Below are 20,116 nucleotides of genomic sequence, written 5' to 3'. Positions count from 1 at the left end.
TTGTATCTCAAATAAGTATAGTCATAAAAAAACCGACGCTTTTGGCATCGGTTCTTGTGGGTTAGCTATCGGTAAGCGCGTTCTGGTATTTATGTAACATACCCGTCAGGCGTTTAACCGGTTCCGTCACCTGCGGCGGCGCCTCCCAGATACGTAATTTCTCCTGATAGATATCCAGCTCATCCAGCAACTGACCAAAGTAGCGTCGCCGTTTATCATCGCTTCCGGCGGAAATAACATGGTCTGCGGTACGACGAAGCTGACGGTGGAACACTGACAGATCTTCATTAACCGGTATCGGCGCGTCGCGCAGACGTTGATGAGCAATGATCATCGTTAGCGCCAGGCGGAACTTCGGCAAATCGCCAGGAAATTTATTCATCAGCAAAAAGAGTTGCTGATATAACGCAGGCAGACGGTTTTCTTTACGGCGTACCACGTTGGTCGTCATTGCCGAGACCGCAGCGGAAACAAACTGATTAAGCAGCACGCGACCGGTTCGATCTTTGGATTTATCACGCACCAGCAGGATGACGATAAACGCCAGCATACAGCCGACAATTTGCCCCAACGCGCTGTCGAGGAACTGGCTGAAATGGAACGTCATCGGATTATCCAACACAATAATGTTAATCGTACTGGCCAGCGCCCCCATCGACCCCAGACGCCGTTTCTGGACCTCAATGCCGATAAAGAACCCCAATACCGCCAGGCTCAAACATAACAACAGCATACTTTGCTGCGTATTGGGAATAATCACCAGGAAATAGAGCAATCCCAGCGGCAACGCCGCCAGAGTGCCATAAATAAAATCGATGCAGACCATGCGCGGATTGGGTAAACGCATCGCCAGCGAGGTCACCACGGCAATCATCACCATCGCGCCATTACCCGATGTCCAGCCGGTCCATAGCCAGAATAATGTCCCCAGAATGCAGGAAAGCGTGGTGCGCCAGAAGTTCACCATCGCATGGTGACGTTCAGCGGATTCCACTTTAACTACGGGCTCGCCTTGCAGGATCTCTTCTTCCGTCGCGCTGATTTTGGTGTTACTGATCACGCCGCGTTTAAGCAATAGATAGCGCGTCGCAGCGCCTACCCAGCTATAAAGCGTGACGGGCGTTTCGCGCTCGCCAGTCCAGACAATGACACGCCGCATCCGTTTTAACTGTCTGTGGACGTCCTGTACCGTTTCAACCGGCGTCTCGAACAGTTCCCGGAATGTATCGGTAATCAGTTCCGGCCGCGTGTTTTGAATAAGATAAGTTTCACAGGATTGCGTAATCAGCGTGAGCGAAAGCGTATTCAACGCTTTCAGGCGGCGGTTAGCGCGTACCCAGCGCGAAGATTCCATATTCAGATTACTTCGCATCCCCTCCAGCGCCGCCGTGCGTCGCACCAGATCGCCCCAGGCGTTGTCGACTTCTTCGCTGTCGCCATGCTTAATACAAAGCTGCATTAGCTGATATTGCGCTACCAGTAAACTGTCCAGTTCGCGATCAACCTCCTGCTTTATCGATCGCGGCGAGAAAAGCAGATCCGCTAAAATAGCGCAGCCAATGCCGATAACGATTTCGCTACAGCGCTCAAGCGCAAATTGCGGCGTGAGCAGCGGCTCCGTCTGAATGGTAATCACAATGATCAGCGCAGTATAACCTGACAGTCCCCACGCATAAGAGTTTTCGATCCGTACTAAAGAGGAGATCCAGGTACAAAAACCGGCCCAGACACAGCACACCAGAATCATCAATAACGGCGCGCGGATCATAGAGATAATAATGATAAGCGCGGCGATACAGCCAATAAACGTCCCGATAATACGCAACATTCCGCGATAACGGATAGCGCCGGAATAGGGTTCTCCGCCGGCGGCAAATGCCGGGCCTGCCGCCACGATCGCGGCGGTCAGCACCGCCCAACGCGGCGTCTCCAGTTGAAAATGGAAGCCGATAAATAATGCCAGCACAATGGCGCACGCCAGCTTTACCGCAAAACGAATGTGCTGGTTGGCAATGGAGAAAATGCCCATGACGATTAACCGAATTCGCGCAGCCGGTGCGCCAGTTTACGGAAGAAGGAGTCCTGGCTTGCGTCACGATCCTGCTTACCGGTGATCACGACGGTTGCCGTCGTACCGGCAGGCCACAAATTCCCCTGCTGCTCGTCGAGCCGGATGCGCACCGGAACACGCTGGGCCAGACGCACCCATTCGAGGTTAGAGTCTATCGTCGCCATCCCTTTCGCATCGCTGGTACTGCTGGCATTCGTTACCCCTGCCGCCACGCTATCGACGGTACCTTTTAATACCCGGTTGCTGCCAAGCGGCGTGATTTCGGCACGATATCCCGGACGCACGCCTTCCAGCTTGGTCTCTTCCATATAGGCCTGCACGTAAAAAGAGTTCTTTTTCACCAGGGCGACGGCCGTGGAACCGCGGGTAATAAATTCACCGGCATAAACATTGAGGTTAGTCACCCAGCCGTCAGCAGGCGCGCGAATAACGGTGCGCTCCAGATCGAGTTTAGCCAGGTCGCGCGTCGCCTGGGCTTTAGCCAGTTGATGCAGTACCGTCTGCAAGACGTTGTTCGCCTGATCGATCTCTTCCCGGGACATCGCCTGTACGCCGAGGCGATTACGGCGACCGGCTTCCTGGCGTTTTTCCTGCGCCAGTACCTGATAATAGGCTACATCAGCTTCCGCTTCCGCCAGCGCTTTTTGATAGCGTGGCTGATCGATGGTAAACAGGACCTGATCCTTTTTCACCAGTTGGTTATCATGCACGTTTACATGGGTAATCAGGCCCGCGACATCCGGGGCAATAGCGACGACATCGGCGCTAAAACGCGCGTCGCGCGTCCAGGGAGATTCGGTGTAATACACCCAGGCGCGGAAAATGGCGATAAAGGCCAGAATAACCAGTACGAGGGTAATGGCCGTACGGGAGAGTTTTCTTGTTAGTGTTTTCACTTCAACCTCAAACGAACAGGCGCGATATTAAATAAAACAGACAACAATACAGCGCGGTATTGAACAGAGCCGGATGCCAGACAAAATCATAGATGCCCGTCGGCACAAGCATCCGACGCACCAGCCAAAAAATAGCCAGTGACAAAAGCAATTCGAAAAATATCGGTGGGAAGGAAAGACCAAACACCACGATAACGGGAAACAGACTCATGTTGACCTTGATTTCTGAGAGAGAGCAGGCGATAGATTGTTAAGCTACATCGCCGCAGAGAAGGGCAAGAGACGCCAGGCGAGAGCGACATAGCTCTTATTCGAATAATAGTATATTAACGTAATTGTTATGCTGTTATCTATATTATGTGATCTAAATCACTTTTAAGCCAGAGTGAATAATGGAACGATTAAAACGAATGTCGGTATTCGCCAAAGTTGTCGAGTTTGGCTCTTTTACCGCCGCAGCCAGACAGCTGCAAATGAGCGTATCGTCCATCAGCCAGACTGTGGCGAAACTGGAAGATGAGCTTCAGGTTAAATTGCTCAACCGCAGCACACGCAGCATTGGGCTCACCGAAGCTGGAAAAATCTATTATCAGGGCTGTCGTCGTATGCTGCATGAAGTGCAGGATGTTCACGAGCAGCTTTACGCTTTTAATAACACGCCTATCGGTACATTGCGTATCGGCTGTTCTTCAACCATGGCGCAAAATGTGCTGGCCGGGCTTACCGCAAAATTATTAAAAGAGTATCCCGGTCTGGCGGTCAATCTGGTGACAGGAATTCCGGCCCCGGATTTAATTGCCGACGGGCTGGACGTGGTGATCCGCGTGGGCGCGCTGCAAGACTCCAGCCTGTTTTCCCGTCGACTCGGCGCGATGCCGATGGTTGTGTGCGCCGCCAAGCCGTACCTCGCTCAGTACGGCGTCCCGGAAAAACCCGCCGATCTCAGTAGCCATTCCTGGCTGGAATATAGCGTGCGCCCGGATAATGAGTTTGAACTTATCGCGCCGGAAGGAATTTCTACCCGACTGATTCCACAGGGGCGGTTCGTCACTAACGATCCGATGACGCTGGTACGCTGGCTGACCGCCGGAACCGGAATCGCTTATGTGCCGCTGATGTGGGTGATCGATGAGATCAATCGTGGCGATCTGGAGATCCTGCTGCCTCGCTATCAGTCCGATCCCCGTCCGGTGTACGCGCTGTACACCGAAAAAGATAAGCTGCCGCTTAAAGTGCAGGTAGTGATTAACGCGTTAACTGACTATTTTGTCGATGTCGCACACCTGTTTCAGGGAATGCACGGGCGAGGGAAAGAAAAATAAAAACACCGGGTAATTGCTGAAGACGATTGTAGGTCAGATGCCACCCGACGCAGACATTGCCTGATGGCGCTGCGCTTATCAGGCCTGGGCGGCACACACCACAGGCCTGATAAGGCGGACAGTTATGCGGTGCCGCCAACCGTCAGGTTATCGACTTTCAGCGTCGGCTGGCCTACGCCTACCGGCAGACTTTGACCCTCTTTACCGCAGACCCCCACCCCGTTATCCAGCTTAAGGTCGTTGCCGACCATGGAGATCTGTTGCATCGTTTCAATGCCTGATCCAATCAACGTCGCGCCCTTCACCGGCGTCGTGACTTTGCCGTTTTCAATCAGATACGCTTCCGAGGTAGAGAACACAAACTTGCCGGAGGTGATATCCACCTGACCGCCGCCAAAGTTAGGCGCATAGATGCCGTATTCAACGGATTCGATAATTTCCTGCGGCGTTGACTGCCCCGCCAACATATAGGTATTCGTCATACGCGGCATCGGCAGATGCGCATAAGATTCGCGACGCCCGTTACCGGTCGGCGCAGCGCCCATCAGGCGCGCGTTCAGCTTGTCCTGCATGTATCCTTTCAGTACGCCATTTTCAATCAATACGTTGTACTGGCCTGGCGTACCTTCATCATCGATAGCAACGGAGCCGCGACGGTTCATCATTGTGCCGTCATCCACTACGGTGCAAAGCGCGGAGGCAACCTGCTCGCCGATCTGACCGCTAAATACAGACGTCCCACGACGGTTAAAATCACCTTCCAGCCCGTGCCCGACCGCTTCGTGCAGCAATACGCCCGGCCACCCGGCGCCCAGAACCACCGGTAACGTCCCCGCTGGCGCAGCGACCGCGGAGAGATTAACCAGCGCCATGCGTACCGCTTCTTTCGCCCACGCGTCAGCGCGAACCTCGCCGTCGAGATCGGCAAGAAAATACTCATAACCAAAGCGACCGCCGCCGCCGCTGGCGCCGCGCTCGCGTTTACCGTCTTCTTCCACCTGCACGCTAACGGACAAACGCACCAGTGGACGGACATCCGCCGCCAGCGTCCCGTCGGTCGCCGCCACGAGGATTAATTCATATACGCCGGTCAGGCTGGCGTTAACTTCCTGCACGCGTTTATCGGCTTCTCGCGCCGCTTTATCAACGCGTCTGAGGATATCCAGCTTCTCTTCGCGGCTCATACTTTGCAGCGGATCAAGGGTGGTGTAGAGCGGCTGATGCGCTACGGCGGCGAGCGTTTTTACCTTGCCTTCGCCGTTCTCGCGTACAATGGTTCGCGCTGCCTGCGCACTCTGCTCCAGCGCCAGGAGGCTTATCTGATCAGCATAAGCAAAACCGGTTTTTTCGCCGCTAATGGCGCGAACGCCAACGCCCTGGTCGATATTATATGAACCATCTTTAATGATGCGGTCTTCTAAAACCCAGGATTCGTGATAGCTCGACTGAAAATAGAGGTCGCCATAATCAAGACGGCGTTCGGCCAGTTGGCCCAAAATAGCGAACAGATCCTGATGGTTCAGGCCATTCGCCGCTAGCAATTGTTCACTTACCAGGTTCAGACTCATCGTTTTTGCTACTCATTGATTTCTGCCGGATGGCGGTTCACGCCTTATCCGGACTACGTTGTTAGATTGTGCAAACCGGATAAACGCAGCGCCGTCCGGCATGACTATTTACTGAGAGTGGGGCAATTCCTCGCCCCCGTCAAATCATTGCTGGCTTTCTTTTCTCGGTTGGCGCAGAACTTCGTTGATCTGCGGCGCATCGACCGGACCGGTAATGCGATAACGCAGAATGGAGACCTTGCTCCATAGCGGCCCCAACACTTTACTGGCGGCAAATACCGCCGCGCCGACAATCGGGTTAACGGCAAACGCGGCGGCGACGCCCACGGTGGCGGAAATTTCCGGCGCGACAACGGCCTCCATATCAAGACGACGACGCACCAGATCAACAGAACCTTTCATTGCAATATCCGCTTCCAGCCCATCCACCAGCGTATCGTCAGTATGTAGGACGCCATCTTTAATCCACGCGGTACTATGAATAGAGTCGAAATAGAAGCCCTCGCTAAAGGTATCTCTGAAGTCAAACCGCAGCTTACGCAGCAACGCATCAAAACTGAGCAGCCGCAGTAGCTGTCCGGCATGACCGCTACTGAGATCAGTAAACTCGCCTTTACCCAGACGCGTGCGTAAAATCCCGTTGAGCGTGGCTTCATCAGGTTGCCAGGGCGGGTTTCGCCAGTGCAGATCGTAATCTACGTTAAAAGACGCGTTCTGGATTGGCGTCGAGATACCGAAGAACCCGGCAGCCGTGTCGAGGTTACTACCATGCAGACTACCTTTCAGCGAGGTTCGTTCATTACCCGGCGCATTCACCCACTCGCCGTTCGCTTTCAAACGGGCGAATCCGGTATCGATCAGGCCATTCGCCAGAGTCAGCGTATTGCCTTTGATGGCGAAATCGCCATCAATACGCCCATATTTTTGCCCCCATAGCCAGCACTCTTCGCAGCGAAGCTGTAAGTCCGGCCAGCCACGGAAGCTAATCGTGTTCGCCGAAGCCAACGGCGATGTCGGCGTTGGTGACGAGGCGTGCGTTTTTGCGACGCCAGGGTTGTAGTACAGGTACTTAATGTTCGCCAGCCACGGCGCATGGTTGCGCATGAGCAGCGTGGCGTTCACCTCACGGCCCTGCGCTTCAATTTTTGTTCCGTTCAGCGAGGGGGCTGAAACGACGCTCAAATTGTTCCACTGCTGACCGCCCAGCGATAGCGCGGGAGTACGCAACGTGACGCGTTGAGGAAACTCGGCCGAACTGCTCACGTTATCCGCCGCGCCTTTCTGGAATAACGCCAGCCATTGCGCGCCATCCAGCGCCGGCAGATTGAGCTCAACGCCTTGTTGAGCAGGTAATGGCGGAATCGTCCGGCTGTCCGTCGTCCAGATAGCCCGATCCAACGTCAGCTTCTGATTTAATAACCAGCGGCTGTTAAAGTGATTTTTACTCCCTGCGCTCCCCGTTAGCGCAAAACTTTTCAGGTTGCCGTCAGCCTGAATGTTCACCGGAATGGCTTCGCCTGCGGGTTTATTTAGCGGAGAAGGTAAGTGACTGCTCACATTTCTCAGATCGCCATTCAGCTCGATGTGATAAGTGGTGTCAGCGTGATACGGAAGATCGATGCCGACTTTACCATTCCACGTCACGCTGCCGCTCAGGGCGTCATTCAGTTGCGGCGGTAAGACGCCCATACGCGTTGGCTGCCAGTTACCGTTCAGGTTGACGGCGACCTGATAGGCTTTTGCCCCTTCCGTCGTACTGAAATCCAGGTTCAGCGGCTGATTAAACCAGTTTGCCGTCAGCGGCCCGCTTTTTAGCGCGCCATTCACAAAGCTGAATTTACCGTTCAGATTTTTGAGCGTGCTGTTTAGCGGCTTAATAAACAGACTGTTATTACGCAACGAGACATCACCCTCAGCGGTAACCTGTTCGCCATCCAGCGGAATATCAAGATGTAAGCGAGCATTCACATCGCCATCTAACTGGAGCTCCGCCAGCGTCGAGCCAAGCGAGTCTTTTAGTGGCGTCTCGTCGAAATAAGGCCCAACGGCTTTTCCCGGCCCGTTAATATCGGCATCAATGAGCAGTTTCTCTTTGGAATAATCCGGAATCGCCGCCGCGAGTTTGCTGGCCTTCACCCCGCCCAAATCGACGCTATCCGAACGCATCCACAGGCCGTCGTTCAGGAAATCCAGTTCAATGTTGAGATTTTTTAGCGCCGGCCAGTCGGGTTGAAAGGCAAACGTCGCATTGCGTAGCGGCACCAGCACTTCAAACTGACCTTCGTTATGCTTATAGGGAAAGAGGTGCGGGTTACCACCGTAAACCAACGTGGCGTTATCCGCCTCGCCGCCCTGAATTGCGCCGCTAAGGTAATCGACCAGCGCTTTGCCCATCAGGTTTTCCGGAAAATAGCGCCACGCCTGAGATCCATCGTCGGTACTGATTCCGGCCAGAATACCCAGCCACGGTTCGTCGCCCGTCGGTTGCAGATAGCGGAACCCGCCGCGCGCGTGTACCGCCTTTGCTTTGACGTCAATGTCGCGGCCATCAAGCTGAAAGCCGTTCTCATTCTTCAACCAACTAAGCGTCGCGACGCCGTTTTCAATTTCCAGCGGCGCGCGAAAAACGGTTTCATAGGGCATCTTAGCCTGCTGCATCGCAACCTTCATCTGCCCGTCTTCTACGCTTCCCGCCAGCGTACCGGAAAAATGTTCCGCGCCGGGCAACAGCTTCCACTGTTTCCAGGCAAGATTTTCCCACGATGCCTGAAAACGCGTTTTTTCGGTGGCCTGTAGCGGAATATCCAGCGCCAGTGTGGCGATCTTTCCGCTCGGCTGCGTAGCCTGCCATATTTCGCCCAGCACAGGCGACAGTTTAGCCGCCAGCGGACGTAATGCTTCCAGCCCCGCCAGTTCAAGATTACTGGCGCGAATGCGTAGCTCATCGCTACGTGTGTGATTCTCGCCGCCGACGTCCTGCTGCGGGAGCCAGGCCACGGTTAAGGCTCCGCTCGGCCAGGGTTTACCATCAAGCGTAATCCGTGTGTCCGGAATATAAAACTGCCAGCCCGGCTGCTCACGGCTAATCTGCGCCGTCAGGTTATCGACAGACAACGTGTGCGTCGTGTTATCGCCCAACCAGCTTGCGCCGCCCTGTTTCAGCCAGACGTCTCCTCCGGCGATTTCACCTTTACTGAGCGTCATCCAGCCTTCCAGACTGAAACGCGCCGTCTGGAGCGCCACATTATCCTGCATCCATTTGCCCAGCCACGGCTTGACGTCAATATCGTCGGCCTGTAACCAGACTCTGCCGTTATTTAGCAAACCGTCGTCATCGCGTAAATCCATCCGCACCTGCATCACGCCGTGCTGCCCGGTCAGGCTGGAGAGACTGACCTCGCCTTCGGCGCGGTGCCGCTCTTTGCCGTTTAGCCAGGTAAGCTGTGGGATCGCCAGCTCCGCGCGTTGTCCGGAAAGCGTCAGAAAACTGATTTGGCTATCGCGCAGATCGAAATGATCGAACTGCCGCAGGAAAAGATCGCTTAAACGGCTGGTTTCGATGCCTTCGCCGTCGCTGCTTTGAAGAGGCGTGTTGGTGCGGAAATTGAGTTGCCAGAAGGTCAGGTCGCGAAACTGCCAGCGCATATGCAACAGGCTTTGCCAGACGTCCAGCGCCAGCGTAACGCGTTTTATCGACAGTTCGCCGCCATCTTTCAGGGCGGCATGAATATTATGCGCTTCCAGCGTAGGGCCAAAATTTTGCCAGCTTGCGGAGAGTTGGCTGGCGGCCACCGGCACGCCGGTCACAGACTCAATTTTATTCAGGATAGCCGGACGCCAGGCGTCAAGATGAGGCAACGCCAGGCGCAGCCCGCTAACCAGCAGCGCTGCAATGACGATGAGCGCGGCTCCAGTGAGCAATAAAATCCCCGGCAATCGCCTCACGCGTCTCTCCTTGTCTGCCAAAAAATACGACTCACAACCTTGCTTTGCCGGACGGCGGCGTGAACGCCTTATCCGGCCTGCAAATACTCGTACGGGTCGCGGTCTTTTACATCATTACGACGTCAAACTGCTCCTGGTTATAAAGCGGTTCGACCTGAACTTTAACCTGTTTGCCGACAAAGATTTCGACTTCCGCCAGCGCGTGTGATTCTTCGCCTTTCAGCGCTTCCGCCACCGCAGGAGAAGCATAAACCAGGAAGCGATCGGAGTCATAAGCGTGATGAACACGTACAATTTCACGCATGATCTCATAGCAGACGGTTTCCACCGTTTTTACCGTCCCGCGGCCATGACAGGTTGGACATTCGTTACAAAGCACATGTTCCACGCTTTCACGAGTCCGTTTACGGGTCATTTCCACCAGCCCCAGCGGCGAAAAACCGTTAATACTGGTTTTCACGCGATCCTTACTTAACGCCTGTTCCAGCGAATGCAGCACCCGGCGGCGATGATCTTCATTATTCATGTCGATAAAATCGATAATGATAATGCCGCCCAGATTACGCAGGCGTAGCTGGCGGGCAATGGCCTGAGTCGCTTCAATATTGGTATTAAAAATGGTGTCGTCGAGATTACGGTGTCCGACAAACGCGCCGGTATTGATATCTACCGTCGTCATCGCTTCGGTTTGGTCGATAATCAGATAACCGCCAGACTTGAGTTCAACCTTACGCTCCAGCGCGCGCTGGATCTCATTTTCCACGTCATAAAGATCGAAGATCGGCTGATGGCCACTGTAATGCTCCAGCTTACTGGTCATTTCCGGGATGTATTCTGCGGTAAACTCCAGCAGCGACTCATAGGTCAGACGTGAGTCGACGCGAATTCGGTCCAACTGCGCATCGGCGAAATCGCGCAGCACGCGCTGCGCCAGCGCCAGTTCGCCATACATCTGGTAGCGCGTTTGCGGACGCTTTTTGCGCTCCATTACTTTCGTCCAGACGCGCTTGAGATAGGCGGCGTCAGACGCGAGATCCTCTTCACACACGCCTTCCGCTGCGGTACGAATAATAAACCCGCCCTGTTCGTCGCAGTATTCCGCCACCACCTTTTTCAGGCGCTCGCGTTCACTTTCGCTTTCGATGCGCTGGGAAACGCCAACGTGTGACGCGCCGGGCATAAAAACAAGGTAACGGGAGGGCAACGTGATGTCCGTGGTCAAACGCGCGCCTTTCGTGCCGAGCGGATCTTTCACTACCTGCACCATCAGATCCTGTCCCTGACGCACCAGTTCGGAGATATCGCGCACGGTAAACTGTTTTTGCTCGTCGCCCGCCACGCATTCGGTATGCGGCATAATGTCGGAAGCGTGAAGAAATGCGGCTTTATCCAGCCCAATATCTACAAAAGCCGCCTGCATACCTGGAAGTACACGACTTACACGACCTTTGTAGATATTGCCTACGATTCCGCGTCGCGCTTCGCGCTCAATATGGATTTCCTGAAGAATACCGCCATCAATGTACGCCACGCGCGTTTCCGATGGCGTTACGTTTACCAACAATTCAGCCGTCATGTTTATCCCTTTTATCACGCAGTGCGTTAAAATGACTCAACAACTCATACGTTTCAACCAGCGGTAAGCCGACCACGGCGTGATAGCTGCCATTTATCTTCCTGACAAAACAGCCACCCCGCCCCTGAATACCGTATGCACCTGCTTTATCTAAAGGCTCGCCGCTGGCGACATAGCCAGTAATATCCTGCGCAGAAAGCGTGCGGAAAGTCACCTCCGTTACCACCAGACAATCCAGCGTCTGCTGCGAGTCCGCAAGCGCAACAGCAGTCATCACCTGATGCGTATTTCCGGAAAGCAAACGCAGCATTTCTGCGGCATGAGCGGCGTCGCGCGGCTTTTCCAGCACCTCGCCGTTTAACACGACTATCGTATCCGCGCCCAACACCGGCAGATCACGGGGAACCAGCGCCACGCCAGCCTGCGCCTTTTCGCGCGCCAGCCGAACAACATACTGCTGCGCGCTTTCCTGAGCACGCCGTTGCTCTTCAATACCAGGCACGACCTGCTCGAATGAAAATCCAAGTTGAGTCAATAATTCCTGGCGACGCGGGGAACCGGAAGCAAGATACAGAGTTGTCATATCGACCTTTATTGCACAGCAAACTGCTGGCGTACTTTACGCATCAGCAAAAAGAGCCAGGGCCACAGCACGCCATTGACTACACTACTCCAGAACACTTCCGGTCTGAAAGAGACGTTGATCACTAAAAACTCGGCCCAGAAAACAATAATGTCCACGGCCAGTGAAAGCAACATTACCACCAGCGCCTGCTGCCAGAGCGCCAGGTTACGGAAGAGCTGGAATTTCAGAGCGACCAGATAGGCGACAATACTCATCGACAGAGCGCGCACGCCAAGTGTGGAACCGCTGATGAGATCAAGTATGGCACCCATCACAAATCCCGTCCCCACATTTACGCGGTGCGGCAGGGCCAGAATCCAGTACAGTAAGATGAGCAAAACCCAGTTTGGCCGGAAAACAATGATGTCGTCCGGCCAGGGCATGATTTGCAGCAACAGCGCAATAAGAAACGAGAGCCAGATAACCCAGCGCCCCTGGCTACGATAGCTCGCCACCATTACCCTCCCGGCGCACGCGCAGGCGGCGTGGTCGCGCCCGAAGGCGATGGTTGCGTTGATACCGGCGCCGTCTGGCCCGCAGATGGCTGAGTAATCCCCGTCGCCGGGTCCGGCACTGGCGCCGGCGGCCCCATCGCATCCGGAGAAGGCAACACCTGCGGCATCATCTGCATCAGGCGCTCATTGGCGACGCGGTGAACCTCTTCCGGCGTCATCGGATTGGCGCCGTTACGATCGGCTCCCCACAACAGCAGCAGATAGCGTAAACGCTGCAAACCCGCGGTTGGACGTGCCTGAATGACGGTATAGGCGCGCTGAGTGTCCAGCTTGACGGAGGAGACCACCGCCACCGGATACCCTTCCGGGAAACGCCCACCAAGTCCGGACGTTACCAGCACATCGCCAACGCGAATATCGGTATTGGCGGGCAGATGTTCAAGCTGAAGATCGTCAGTGCAGCCGTTACCGGCGGCAATCACGCGGATGTCATTGCGCAGTACCTGAATCGGCAGCGCATGAGTCGCATCGCAAATCAGCAGTACGCGACTGGTCAGTTTCGCCACGGCGACAACCTGCCCTACGACGCCTTTGTCGCTAATGACCGGTTGACCTTCATATACGCCATTAACGCTGCCTTTATCGATAACGACCTGATCGCTGTAAGGATCGTTAACCGTTGAAATAACCTGAGTCACCATTTTCTGCTCGTCCTGACGCAGCGGCGACCCCAGCAGCTCGCGCAACCGCGCGTTCTCCTGTTTGTACTGCCCCAGCATCAGCAGGTCGCTGTTTTTTAGCAGTAATTCCTGGCGCAGCGCCCGATTTTCCAGCTCAAGCTGGTCGCGAGAAGCCAGCGTTTGCGACACGCTGTCGAGCAGTTCACGAGGGCCGTTTGAAATAAAATAGAAAGGACTGACGGCAGTGTCCATGTACGTTCGGATTTGACTGAACGTCCCCAGGCGGCTGTCGGCAATGATAACGCCGAGCGCCACCAGCACCGCCAGAATAAGGCGAATCTGTAGCGACGGGCCACGGCTAAAAATTGGCTTCATAGGCTATGCGTATTCTCGCGTCGGAGAGGCAGGACAATCCAGGGATAATCCTGCCCGTATCCAACTACTCTTCGCTGAACAGGTCGCCGCCGTGCATATCGATCATTTCCAGCGCCTTGCCGCCGCCGCGCGCCACACAGGTCAGCGGATCTTCAGCAACCACGACAGGAATGCCCGTCTCTTCCATTAACAGACGGTCAAGGTTACGCAGCAGCGCGCCGCCGCCGGTGAGCACCATACCGCGCTCGGAGATGTCTGACGCCAGCTCCGGCGGACACTGTTCCAGCGCCACCATTACCGCGCTGACGATACCGGTCAACGGTTCCTGCAACGCTTCCAGAATCTCGTTTGAGTTCAGGGTAAAGCCGCGTGGAACGCCTTCCGCCAGGTTACGGCCACGCACTTCGATCTCGCGGACTTCGTCGCCCGGATAAGCGGAACCGATTTCGTGTTTAATACGTTCTGCGGTGGCTTCACCAATCAGAGAACCGTAGTTACGACGAACGTAATTAATGATGGCTTCGTCGAAACGGTCACCACCAATACGGACAGAAGAAGAGTAAACCACGCCGTTCAGGGAGATCACGGCAACTTCAGTGGTACCACCACCGATATCCACAACCATTGAACCGGTTGCTTCAGAAACTGGCAGACCTGCGCCGATCGCGGCCGCCATCGGCTCTTCGATCAAAAAGACTTCACGGGCGCCTGCGCCCTGAGCGGATTCACGAATTGCGCGGCGTTCTACCTGCGTCGCGCCGACCGGCACGCATACCAGTACGCGCGGGCTTGGGCGCATAAAGCTGTTGCTGTGCACTTGTTTAATAAAGTGCTGGAGCATTTTTTCGGTCACAAAGAAGTCAGCGATAACGCCGTCTTTCATCGGACGGATCGCAGCGATATTGCCCGGCGTACGGCCCAGCATCTGCTTCGCATCATGACCGACTGCAGCCACGCTTTTCGGCGAACCGGCACGATCCTGACGAATGGCCACAACGGAAGGCTCATTCAATACGATGCCTTGTCCTTTTACATAAATGAGGGTATTCGCGGTACCCAGGTCAATGGACAGGTCATTGGAAAACATGCCACGAAATTTTTTCAACATACTAAGGGATAATCCTGAAAGCTGGGGCGGAAAACAAAATCCGCTTACTTTACCAACCACACGCAGCAGCGACAAGGCGCAAAAATCATCTGCTACGGTGAAAATTAGTGCAGTTCGTTTCCTTTGTTACAAATCTCGGCCTGAGTCCCTCAGGGCTGAAAAAATCAGCAGCAATCCTCGCCTTCGTTTGCAACCTGTCAAAGGTCATTCACCTGCATATTTGCTGCAACAATCTGGCGAGCAGACAAGCACACCCCCATGAGGCGCAGCGCGCGTTATTCTACGTGAAAACAAATTAAACGGCAGGTTAAACCGAGTATCTTTGCGAATATTTTTTCACGTTTGTGTCAAGTAGTTGGGAGGAGGCAAAAAAATCACCCTGCCCGCCAGCCACGCCGCGTTTTGTCAGCGTCTGCCACTCGCCGCGCGAACGGACGCCTGTCGCGTAAACCTGCGTAGGCGTGCCCGCGCAGGCCTCTACCAGACTTTGAACCAGAAGCTGGTTTTCCGTTCGCTTCTCAATGTTTCTGACCAGACTCGGATGCAGCTTGAGTAATTCCACATTGAGCGCTTTAATCCAGCTCGTGCTAACCAGCGTCAAACCCGCCTGTGTCACCGCCACCCGAACGCCAAGCGCATTGACTAAGCGAAGGATGGGTTGTAACCGACTGATGTGTTGACAAACATCTGCCTCCGCAAGTTCAATAATTATGCGATTTCGCTGTGATTTTTCACACTGCATTAACGTATCGCGCAACCAGCGCTGAAAACGCGGACGAATCAGCGACTCAACCGTCAACTGCATTGCCAGATTTTCATCCGGCCAGTAGCCCAGCAACGTAATCAGGCGGCTAATTTGTAATCTGTCATACTCTTCCGATAAACCAAATTGCAACACCATCGGCATATACTCCGCCGAGCTCACCTCTTCTTTACCGTCATAGATGCGACACATCAATTCCCGATGATGTACGCGACCTTCTCGCGTGACCGCTGGTTTTTGATAAAGTCGCGGTCCACCCCGGTTCAGCATCTGCTCAATCAATGTGCGCCAGCGCACATTGCCGCGCCCTTTTTCCGGCAGAGTGTCGTCGTAGATAGCCCAGCTATTTCCCCCCTGCAGGGCGGCATTCCGCGCCGCGGCTTCAGCATGTTCCATCACCTGCTCGGTGGACTGTCCGCTGCGCCAGGCGCAAATGCCGATATGTACCATATCGTCACGATCGAGCATTTTGTTAGCCGGTAGCGCATCGACAGCTTTTAAAAGTTGTCCGGCAATACTTTCCGCTTCTTTCAGCGTTCGATGCGGTAGCAGCACGGCAAAGTCGCTGCGGTGATAACGCGCCAGCAGCGAGCCAGGGTAACGCATAATAAATGTCGATAGCAGATTGATAAGCATAAACATCTGCTCTTCCGCCTGATTGCCTCCCAGGCTGTCGCGCAGAAGATTGAAGTCTGGCAAGCGGATCATCATCACCACGCCATGCACTCCCACTTTTTCCTGATCTTCCAGCAGCGTCGCCAGTTGGTTATCAAAGAACAGACGGTTACCGAGTCCGGTTTTGGTGTCCTGCGCGGCGTAGGAGCGAATGAGGGTGTCCAGGCGGCTACGCTGTTCGTGAGCAAACTGAATTTCGGAAAGCAATACATCAAGCGCGCTACTGGTGCGCGCTGGCCATTCGTAAACAGAACCGCGGACATTCGCCCCGCGTTCGCCGTTCAGAATACGCGTTGAGCGAATTTCCAGAAGCTCTTGCCCGGAAAGCTGCCGCTGCAGCCAGCGCACCGATAAAAACAAAATCAGAACGATAAAACCGATCGCCAGCGTTAGCGGCGCCGTGGTGATCAGTGAGTGAAAATAGTTACCCATCGGGTCCTGATAAGCCAGACGTAGCGACATTCCTGGATGTTTTATCAGCGGTACGACCAGCTCGCGATACATGTCGCTGGTGCCGGCTGGCCGATAACCTCTGGCACGAGAATGGCTGTAGACGCTGCGCTCCCCCTGCAACAGATCGACACGCACAATATCGGAAGCGATCATGAGTTCGTCGATTTGCGGCGTCAGCGAGACAATATCATGGGTCACCAGGTGCGTATCAATGGCTGTCGCCGTCGCCTGCACACGGCTGACATACTTATACTGTACGGCGTTATAAAAGCTTAGCGAGCAACCTATCAGAGTCACGAAGATCGTTAACCCCGTGAGCAGCGTGATAAAAGCTGAGAATTTCGTCGTTAATCGCATCCTTGAGTTAACTCCGACGGTTATAAACAGTATGAAAAAGCGAATCTGAAGGCGGAATTCGCCACGGCGCGCAATGAAGCAGGCATACTACCAAAATGGATCTATCTGGCAATTTATTGCGTTGCATCGGCATCACGTTTTAATTAGCGAGTATAGTCTTCGTAGCTATTTTTCCAATCTACCATGTAAAGTGAGGACAGGTTATGCAGGCGTTGATCTTAGAACAGCAGGACGGTAAAACCCTCGCATCCGTGCAACATCTCGAAGAGAGTCAACTGCCGGCAGGTGATGTGACGGTGGATGTCCACTGGTCCAGCCTGAATTATAAAGATGCTCTGGCTATCACCGGAAAAGGGAAAATTATCCGTCATTTTCCGATGATTCCTGGTATTGATTTCGCCGGCACCGTTCACGCAAGCGAAGATCCTCGCTTTCATGCAGGCCAGGAAGTACTACTGACTGGCTGGGGCGTGGGCGAAAACCACTGGGGCGGCCTGGCCGAACGCGCACGCGTTAAAGGCGACTGGCTGGTCGCGCTGCCTGCGGGACTGAGCAGCCGTAACGCCATGATCATCGGCACCGCCGGTTTTACCGCCATGCTGTGCGTCATGGCGCTTGAAGATGCAGGTATTCGCCCGCAAGACGGTGAGGTTGTCGTCACCGGTGCCAGCGGCGGCGTGGGCAGCACTGCCGTTGCATTACTGCATAAGCTGGGCTATCAGGTTGCAGCAGTATCAGGACGTGAAAGCACCCACGGCTATCTTAAGAGCCTGGGAGCTAACCGTATTCTCAGCCGCGATGAGTTTGCTGAATCTCGCCCGTTGGAAAAACAGCTATGGGCCGGTGCAATTGATACCGTTGGCGATAAAGTGCTGGCGAAAGTGCTGGCACAGATGAACTATGGCGGTTGCGTGGCCGCCTGCGGCCTGGCGGGCGGCTTCGCGCTGCCGACCACCGTTATGCCATTCATTCTGCGTAATGTGCGTTTGCAAGGGGTAGACTCGGTGATGACCCCACCGGCACGTCGCGCAGAAGCCTGGGCGCGTTTGGTTAAGGATCTGCCGGAATCGTTCTATGCTCAGGCCGCCACAGAGATTACGCTGGCGGATGCGCCGAAGTTCGCCGATGCCATCATCAATAATCAGGTTCAGGGCCGTACGCTGGTGAAGATAAAATAACGTCACGTATAAAAAAATTTACACTTAATTAACTATTTATTTTTACACATTGACACACTCCCTGTCATATTCACTACACGCCATGTTGTGGTGGGTAGACCGGGAGTCTGTGATGAAAAAGATACGTCCATTAACAGAAGCCGATGTGACTGCGGAATCGGCTTTTTTTATGCAGCGCCGACAGGTGCTAAAAGCATTAGGCATCAGCGCGGCCGCCTTATCCTTACCCTCAACGGCGCAGGCCGATCTCTTCAGTTGGTTTAAAGGCAACGATCGTCCGAAAGCGCCTGCCGGTAAACCGCTTGAGTTTAGTCAGCCTGCCGCCTGGCGAAGCGATTTAGCGTTAACGCCGGAAGATAAGGTGACGGGCTACAACAATTTCTATGAGTTTGGCCTTGATAAAGCCGACCCGGCGGCCAATGCCGGAAGTCTGAAAACCGAACCGTGGACGTTGAAAATCAGCGGGGAAGTCGCGAAGCCATTTACGCTGGATTACGACGATTTAACACATCGTTTCCCATTAGAAGAGCGTATCTATCGAATGCGCTGCGTCGAAGCGTGGTCCATGGTCGTGCCGTGGATTGGTTTCCCTTTATATAAGCTACTCGCGCAGGCACAGCCCACCAGCCACGCTAAATATGTGGCATTCGAAACGCTATACGCGCCGGATGATATGCCAGGACAGAAAGATCGCTTTATTGGCGGCGGACTGAAATACCCTTATGTCGAAGGGCTACGTCTGGACGAAGCCATGCATCCGCTGACTCTGATGACCGTTGGCGTCTATGGTAAGGCGTTACCCCCGCAAAACGGCGCGCCTATTCGACTCATCGTTCCATGGAAGTATGGTTTTAAAGGTATTAAATCTATTGTCAGCATTAAACTCACCCGCGAACGTCCGCCAACCACCTGGAATTTGTCGGCTCCCAACGAATATGGTTTTTATGCCAATGTGAACCCGCATGTGGATCATCCACGCTGGTCTCAGGCTACCGAACGCTTTATTGGTTCAGGCGGTATCCTTGATGTGCAAAGGCAGCCGACGCTGCTGTTTAACGGCTACGCCAATGAAGTCGCTTCGCTGTATCGCGGTCTCAATTTGCGGGAGAATTTTTAAGTGCGTCTGACAGCAAAACAGATAACCTGGCTAAAAGTTTGTCTGCATCTTGCCGGTTTTTTGCCGCTTCTGTGGCTCTTTTGGGCGATAAATCACGGTGGACTCAGCGCAGACCCGGTAAAGGATATCCAACACTTTACCGGCAGAACCGCGCTCAAATTTTTGCTCGCCACCTTGCTGGTTTCACCGCTGGCGCGCTACGCTAAACAGCCATTATTGATACGCACACGCCGCCTGTTAGGATTATGGTGTTTCGTTTGGGCTACGCTGCATTTAACCAGCTATGCCTTACTGGAACTGGGGATACATAACCTGGCGCTGTTAGGAAGCGAGTTGATTTCACGCCCTTATTTGACGCTTGGGATCATTAGCTGGCTGGTGTTATTGGCGCTGACGTTGACCTCAACGCAATTTGCGCAGCGTAAATTGGGCAAACGCTGGCAAACACTGCATAACGTCGTCTATCTTGTCGCGATCCTGGCTCCCATACATTACCTGTGGTCGGTAAAGATTTTATCACCGCAACCGGTCATCTACGCGGCATTAGCGTTAGCCCTTTTAGCGTTGCGTTACCGGAAGTTTCGCCAGTGGTGGCGCTAGTTTGGTGAACTGTGCGGTCGATTGCAAAACGCAAAACAGGTAATGTCCTTTTTATGTTTCGGGTTGATTATCTTCCCTGATAAGACCAGTATTTAGCTGCCAATTGCGACGAAATAGTTATAATGTGCGACTTTACATTGCCCAACGGCGATTTTCGTTCGCAGAAAGGGTGACAATCGAGCAATGAAGGTATATTTTGTTTTTTGCCCGAAAATGGCAGAAGATAGCCACACAATGACTGGCAAATCATGAATTTCACCTTCGGGTGCTACGGCATAACAGGCAAATCAAAGATGCGCGGTATTTTACCCGCGGCAGTCATTCACATGCTTTACAGACGGCGCTAAAACGC

The 20,116-nt window shown here is 54.0% G+C and carries 15 protein-coding genes; 4 read left to right on the top strand and 11 right to left on the bottom strand.

Features of this window, described 5'->3' with window-relative positions; translation table 11 throughout:
• Nucleotides 1-61 precede the first annotated feature (61 nt).
• From aaeB to aaeX, 3 genes are read right to left on the bottom strand one after another with little or no spacing between them, the layout of a single operon-like run.
• Nucleotides 62-2,029: a p-hydroxybenzoic acid efflux pump subunit AaeB gene (gene aaeB / locus QEN31_RS02400; protein WP_000510913.1), complete on the bottom strand. Its 1,968-nt coding sequence runs from the start codon at nt 2,027-2,029 to the stop codon at nt 62-64.
• Between the two features lie 5 nt (nt 2,030-2,034).
• Complete coding sequence (aaeA, locus tag QEN31_RS02395; protein ID WP_000855134.1) at nt 2,035-2,967, bottom strand: p-hydroxybenzoic acid efflux pump subunit AaeA; 933 nt, start codon at nt 2,965-2,967, stop codon at nt 2,035-2,037.
• Nucleotides 2,968-2,974: 7 nt separating this feature from the next.
• Nucleotides 2,975-3,178, bottom strand: a complete 204-nt coding sequence (gene aaeX, locus QEN31_RS02390; protein ID WP_000051840.1) for a p-hydroxybenzoic acid efflux pump operon protein AaeX — start codon at nt 3,176-3,178, stop codon at nt 2,975-2,977.
• A gap of 181 nt (nt 3,179-3,359) precedes the next feature.
• On the opposite strand from aaeX, the gene aaeR reads away from it, so the two are divergent.
• On the top strand, nt 3,360-4,289 hold the full coding sequence (gene aaeR, locus QEN31_RS02385) for an HTH-type transcriptional activator AaeR (protein WP_000440300.1): 930 nt from the start codon (nt 3,360-3,362) through the stop codon (nt 4,287-4,289).
• A gap of 122 nt (nt 4,290-4,411) precedes the next feature.
• On the opposite strand, the gene tldD is transcribed toward aaeR, so the two are convergent.
• The 8 genes from tldD to csrD form a co-directional block, all read right to left on the bottom strand.
• Nucleotides 4,412-5,857, bottom strand: coding sequence for a metalloprotease TldD (tldD, locus tag QEN31_RS02380; protein ID WP_000055936.1), 1,446 nt, complete (start codon nt 5,855-5,857; stop codon nt 4,412-4,414).
• A 144-nt stretch (nt 5,858-6,001) separates the two neighbouring features.
• Complete coding sequence (yhdP, locus tag QEN31_RS02375) at nt 6,002-9,802, bottom strand: AsmA2 domain-containing protein YhdP (protein ID WP_001253500.1); 3,801 nt, start codon at nt 9,800-9,802, stop codon at nt 6,002-6,004.
• A 106-nt stretch (nt 9,803-9,908) separates the two neighbouring features.
• Entirely contained in the window at nt 9,909-11,378 is a 1,470-nt protein-coding gene (rng, locus tag QEN31_RS02370; RefSeq protein ID WP_000123188.1) for a ribonuclease G, read from the bottom strand.
• Complete coding sequence (locus QEN31_RS02365) at nt 11,368-11,961, bottom strand: Maf family protein (protein WP_000210306.1); 594 nt, start codon at nt 11,959-11,961, stop codon at nt 11,368-11,370. Before QEN31_RS02365 ends, rng begins: the two co-directional genes overlap by 11 nt.
• An 8-nt stretch (nt 11,962-11,969) precedes the next feature.
• On the bottom strand, nt 11,970-12,458 hold the full coding sequence (gene mreD / locus QEN31_RS02360) for a rod shape-determining protein MreD (RefSeq protein WP_000179403.1): 489 nt from the start codon (nt 12,456-12,458) through the stop codon (nt 11,970-11,972).
• Between the two features lie 2 nt (nt 12,459-12,460).
• Entirely contained in the window at nt 12,461-13,513 is a 1,053-nt protein-coding gene (gene mreC, locus QEN31_RS02355) for a rod shape-determining protein MreC (protein WP_000802538.1), read from the bottom strand.
• 64 nt (nt 13,514-13,577) lie between these two features.
• Nucleotides 13,578-14,621: a rod shape-determining protein MreB gene (mreB, locus tag QEN31_RS02350; protein WP_000913396.1), complete on the bottom strand. Its 1,044-nt coding sequence runs from the start codon at nt 14,619-14,621 to the stop codon at nt 13,578-13,580.
• Between the two features lie 307 nt (nt 14,622-14,928).
• Complete coding sequence (gene csrD, locus QEN31_RS02345; RefSeq protein WP_001241377.1) at nt 14,929-16,869, bottom strand: RNase E specificity factor CsrD; 1,941 nt, start codon at nt 16,867-16,869, stop codon at nt 14,929-14,931.
• 203 nt (nt 16,870-17,072) lie between these two features.
• Between csrD and acuI the strand changes: the two genes are divergently transcribed.
• From acuI to msrQ, 3 genes are all read left to right on the top strand, one after another.
• The gene (gene acuI / locus QEN31_RS02340; protein WP_001148246.1) at nt 17,073-18,047 is read left to right on the top strand and encodes an acrylyl-CoA reductase (NADPH); all 975 of its coding nucleotides are present in this window, start codon (nt 17,073-17,075) and stop codon (nt 18,045-18,047) included.
• Between the two features lie 112 nt (nt 18,048-18,159).
• On the top strand, nt 18,160-19,164 hold the full coding sequence (gene msrP, locus QEN31_RS02335) for a protein-methionine-sulfoxide reductase catalytic subunit MsrP (protein WP_000723876.1): 1,005 nt from the start codon (nt 18,160-18,162) through the stop codon (nt 19,162-19,164).
• A complete protein-coding gene (msrQ, locus tag QEN31_RS02330) occupies nt 19,165-19,764 on the top strand; it encodes a protein-methionine-sulfoxide reductase heme-binding subunit MsrQ (RefSeq protein WP_001240053.1) in 600 nt (199 codons plus the stop codon).
• Nucleotides 19,765-20,116 lie beyond the last annotated feature (352 nt).

This window comes from Salmonella sp. SA15303, assembly GCF_029962125.1.
Taxonomy (GTDB): domain Bacteria; phylum Pseudomonadota; class Gammaproteobacteria; order Enterobacterales; family Enterobacteriaceae; genus Salmonella; species Salmonella enterica.
Note: the sequence above shows the minus strand (reverse complement) of the source record. Positions and strands in the feature narration are given on the sequence as shown.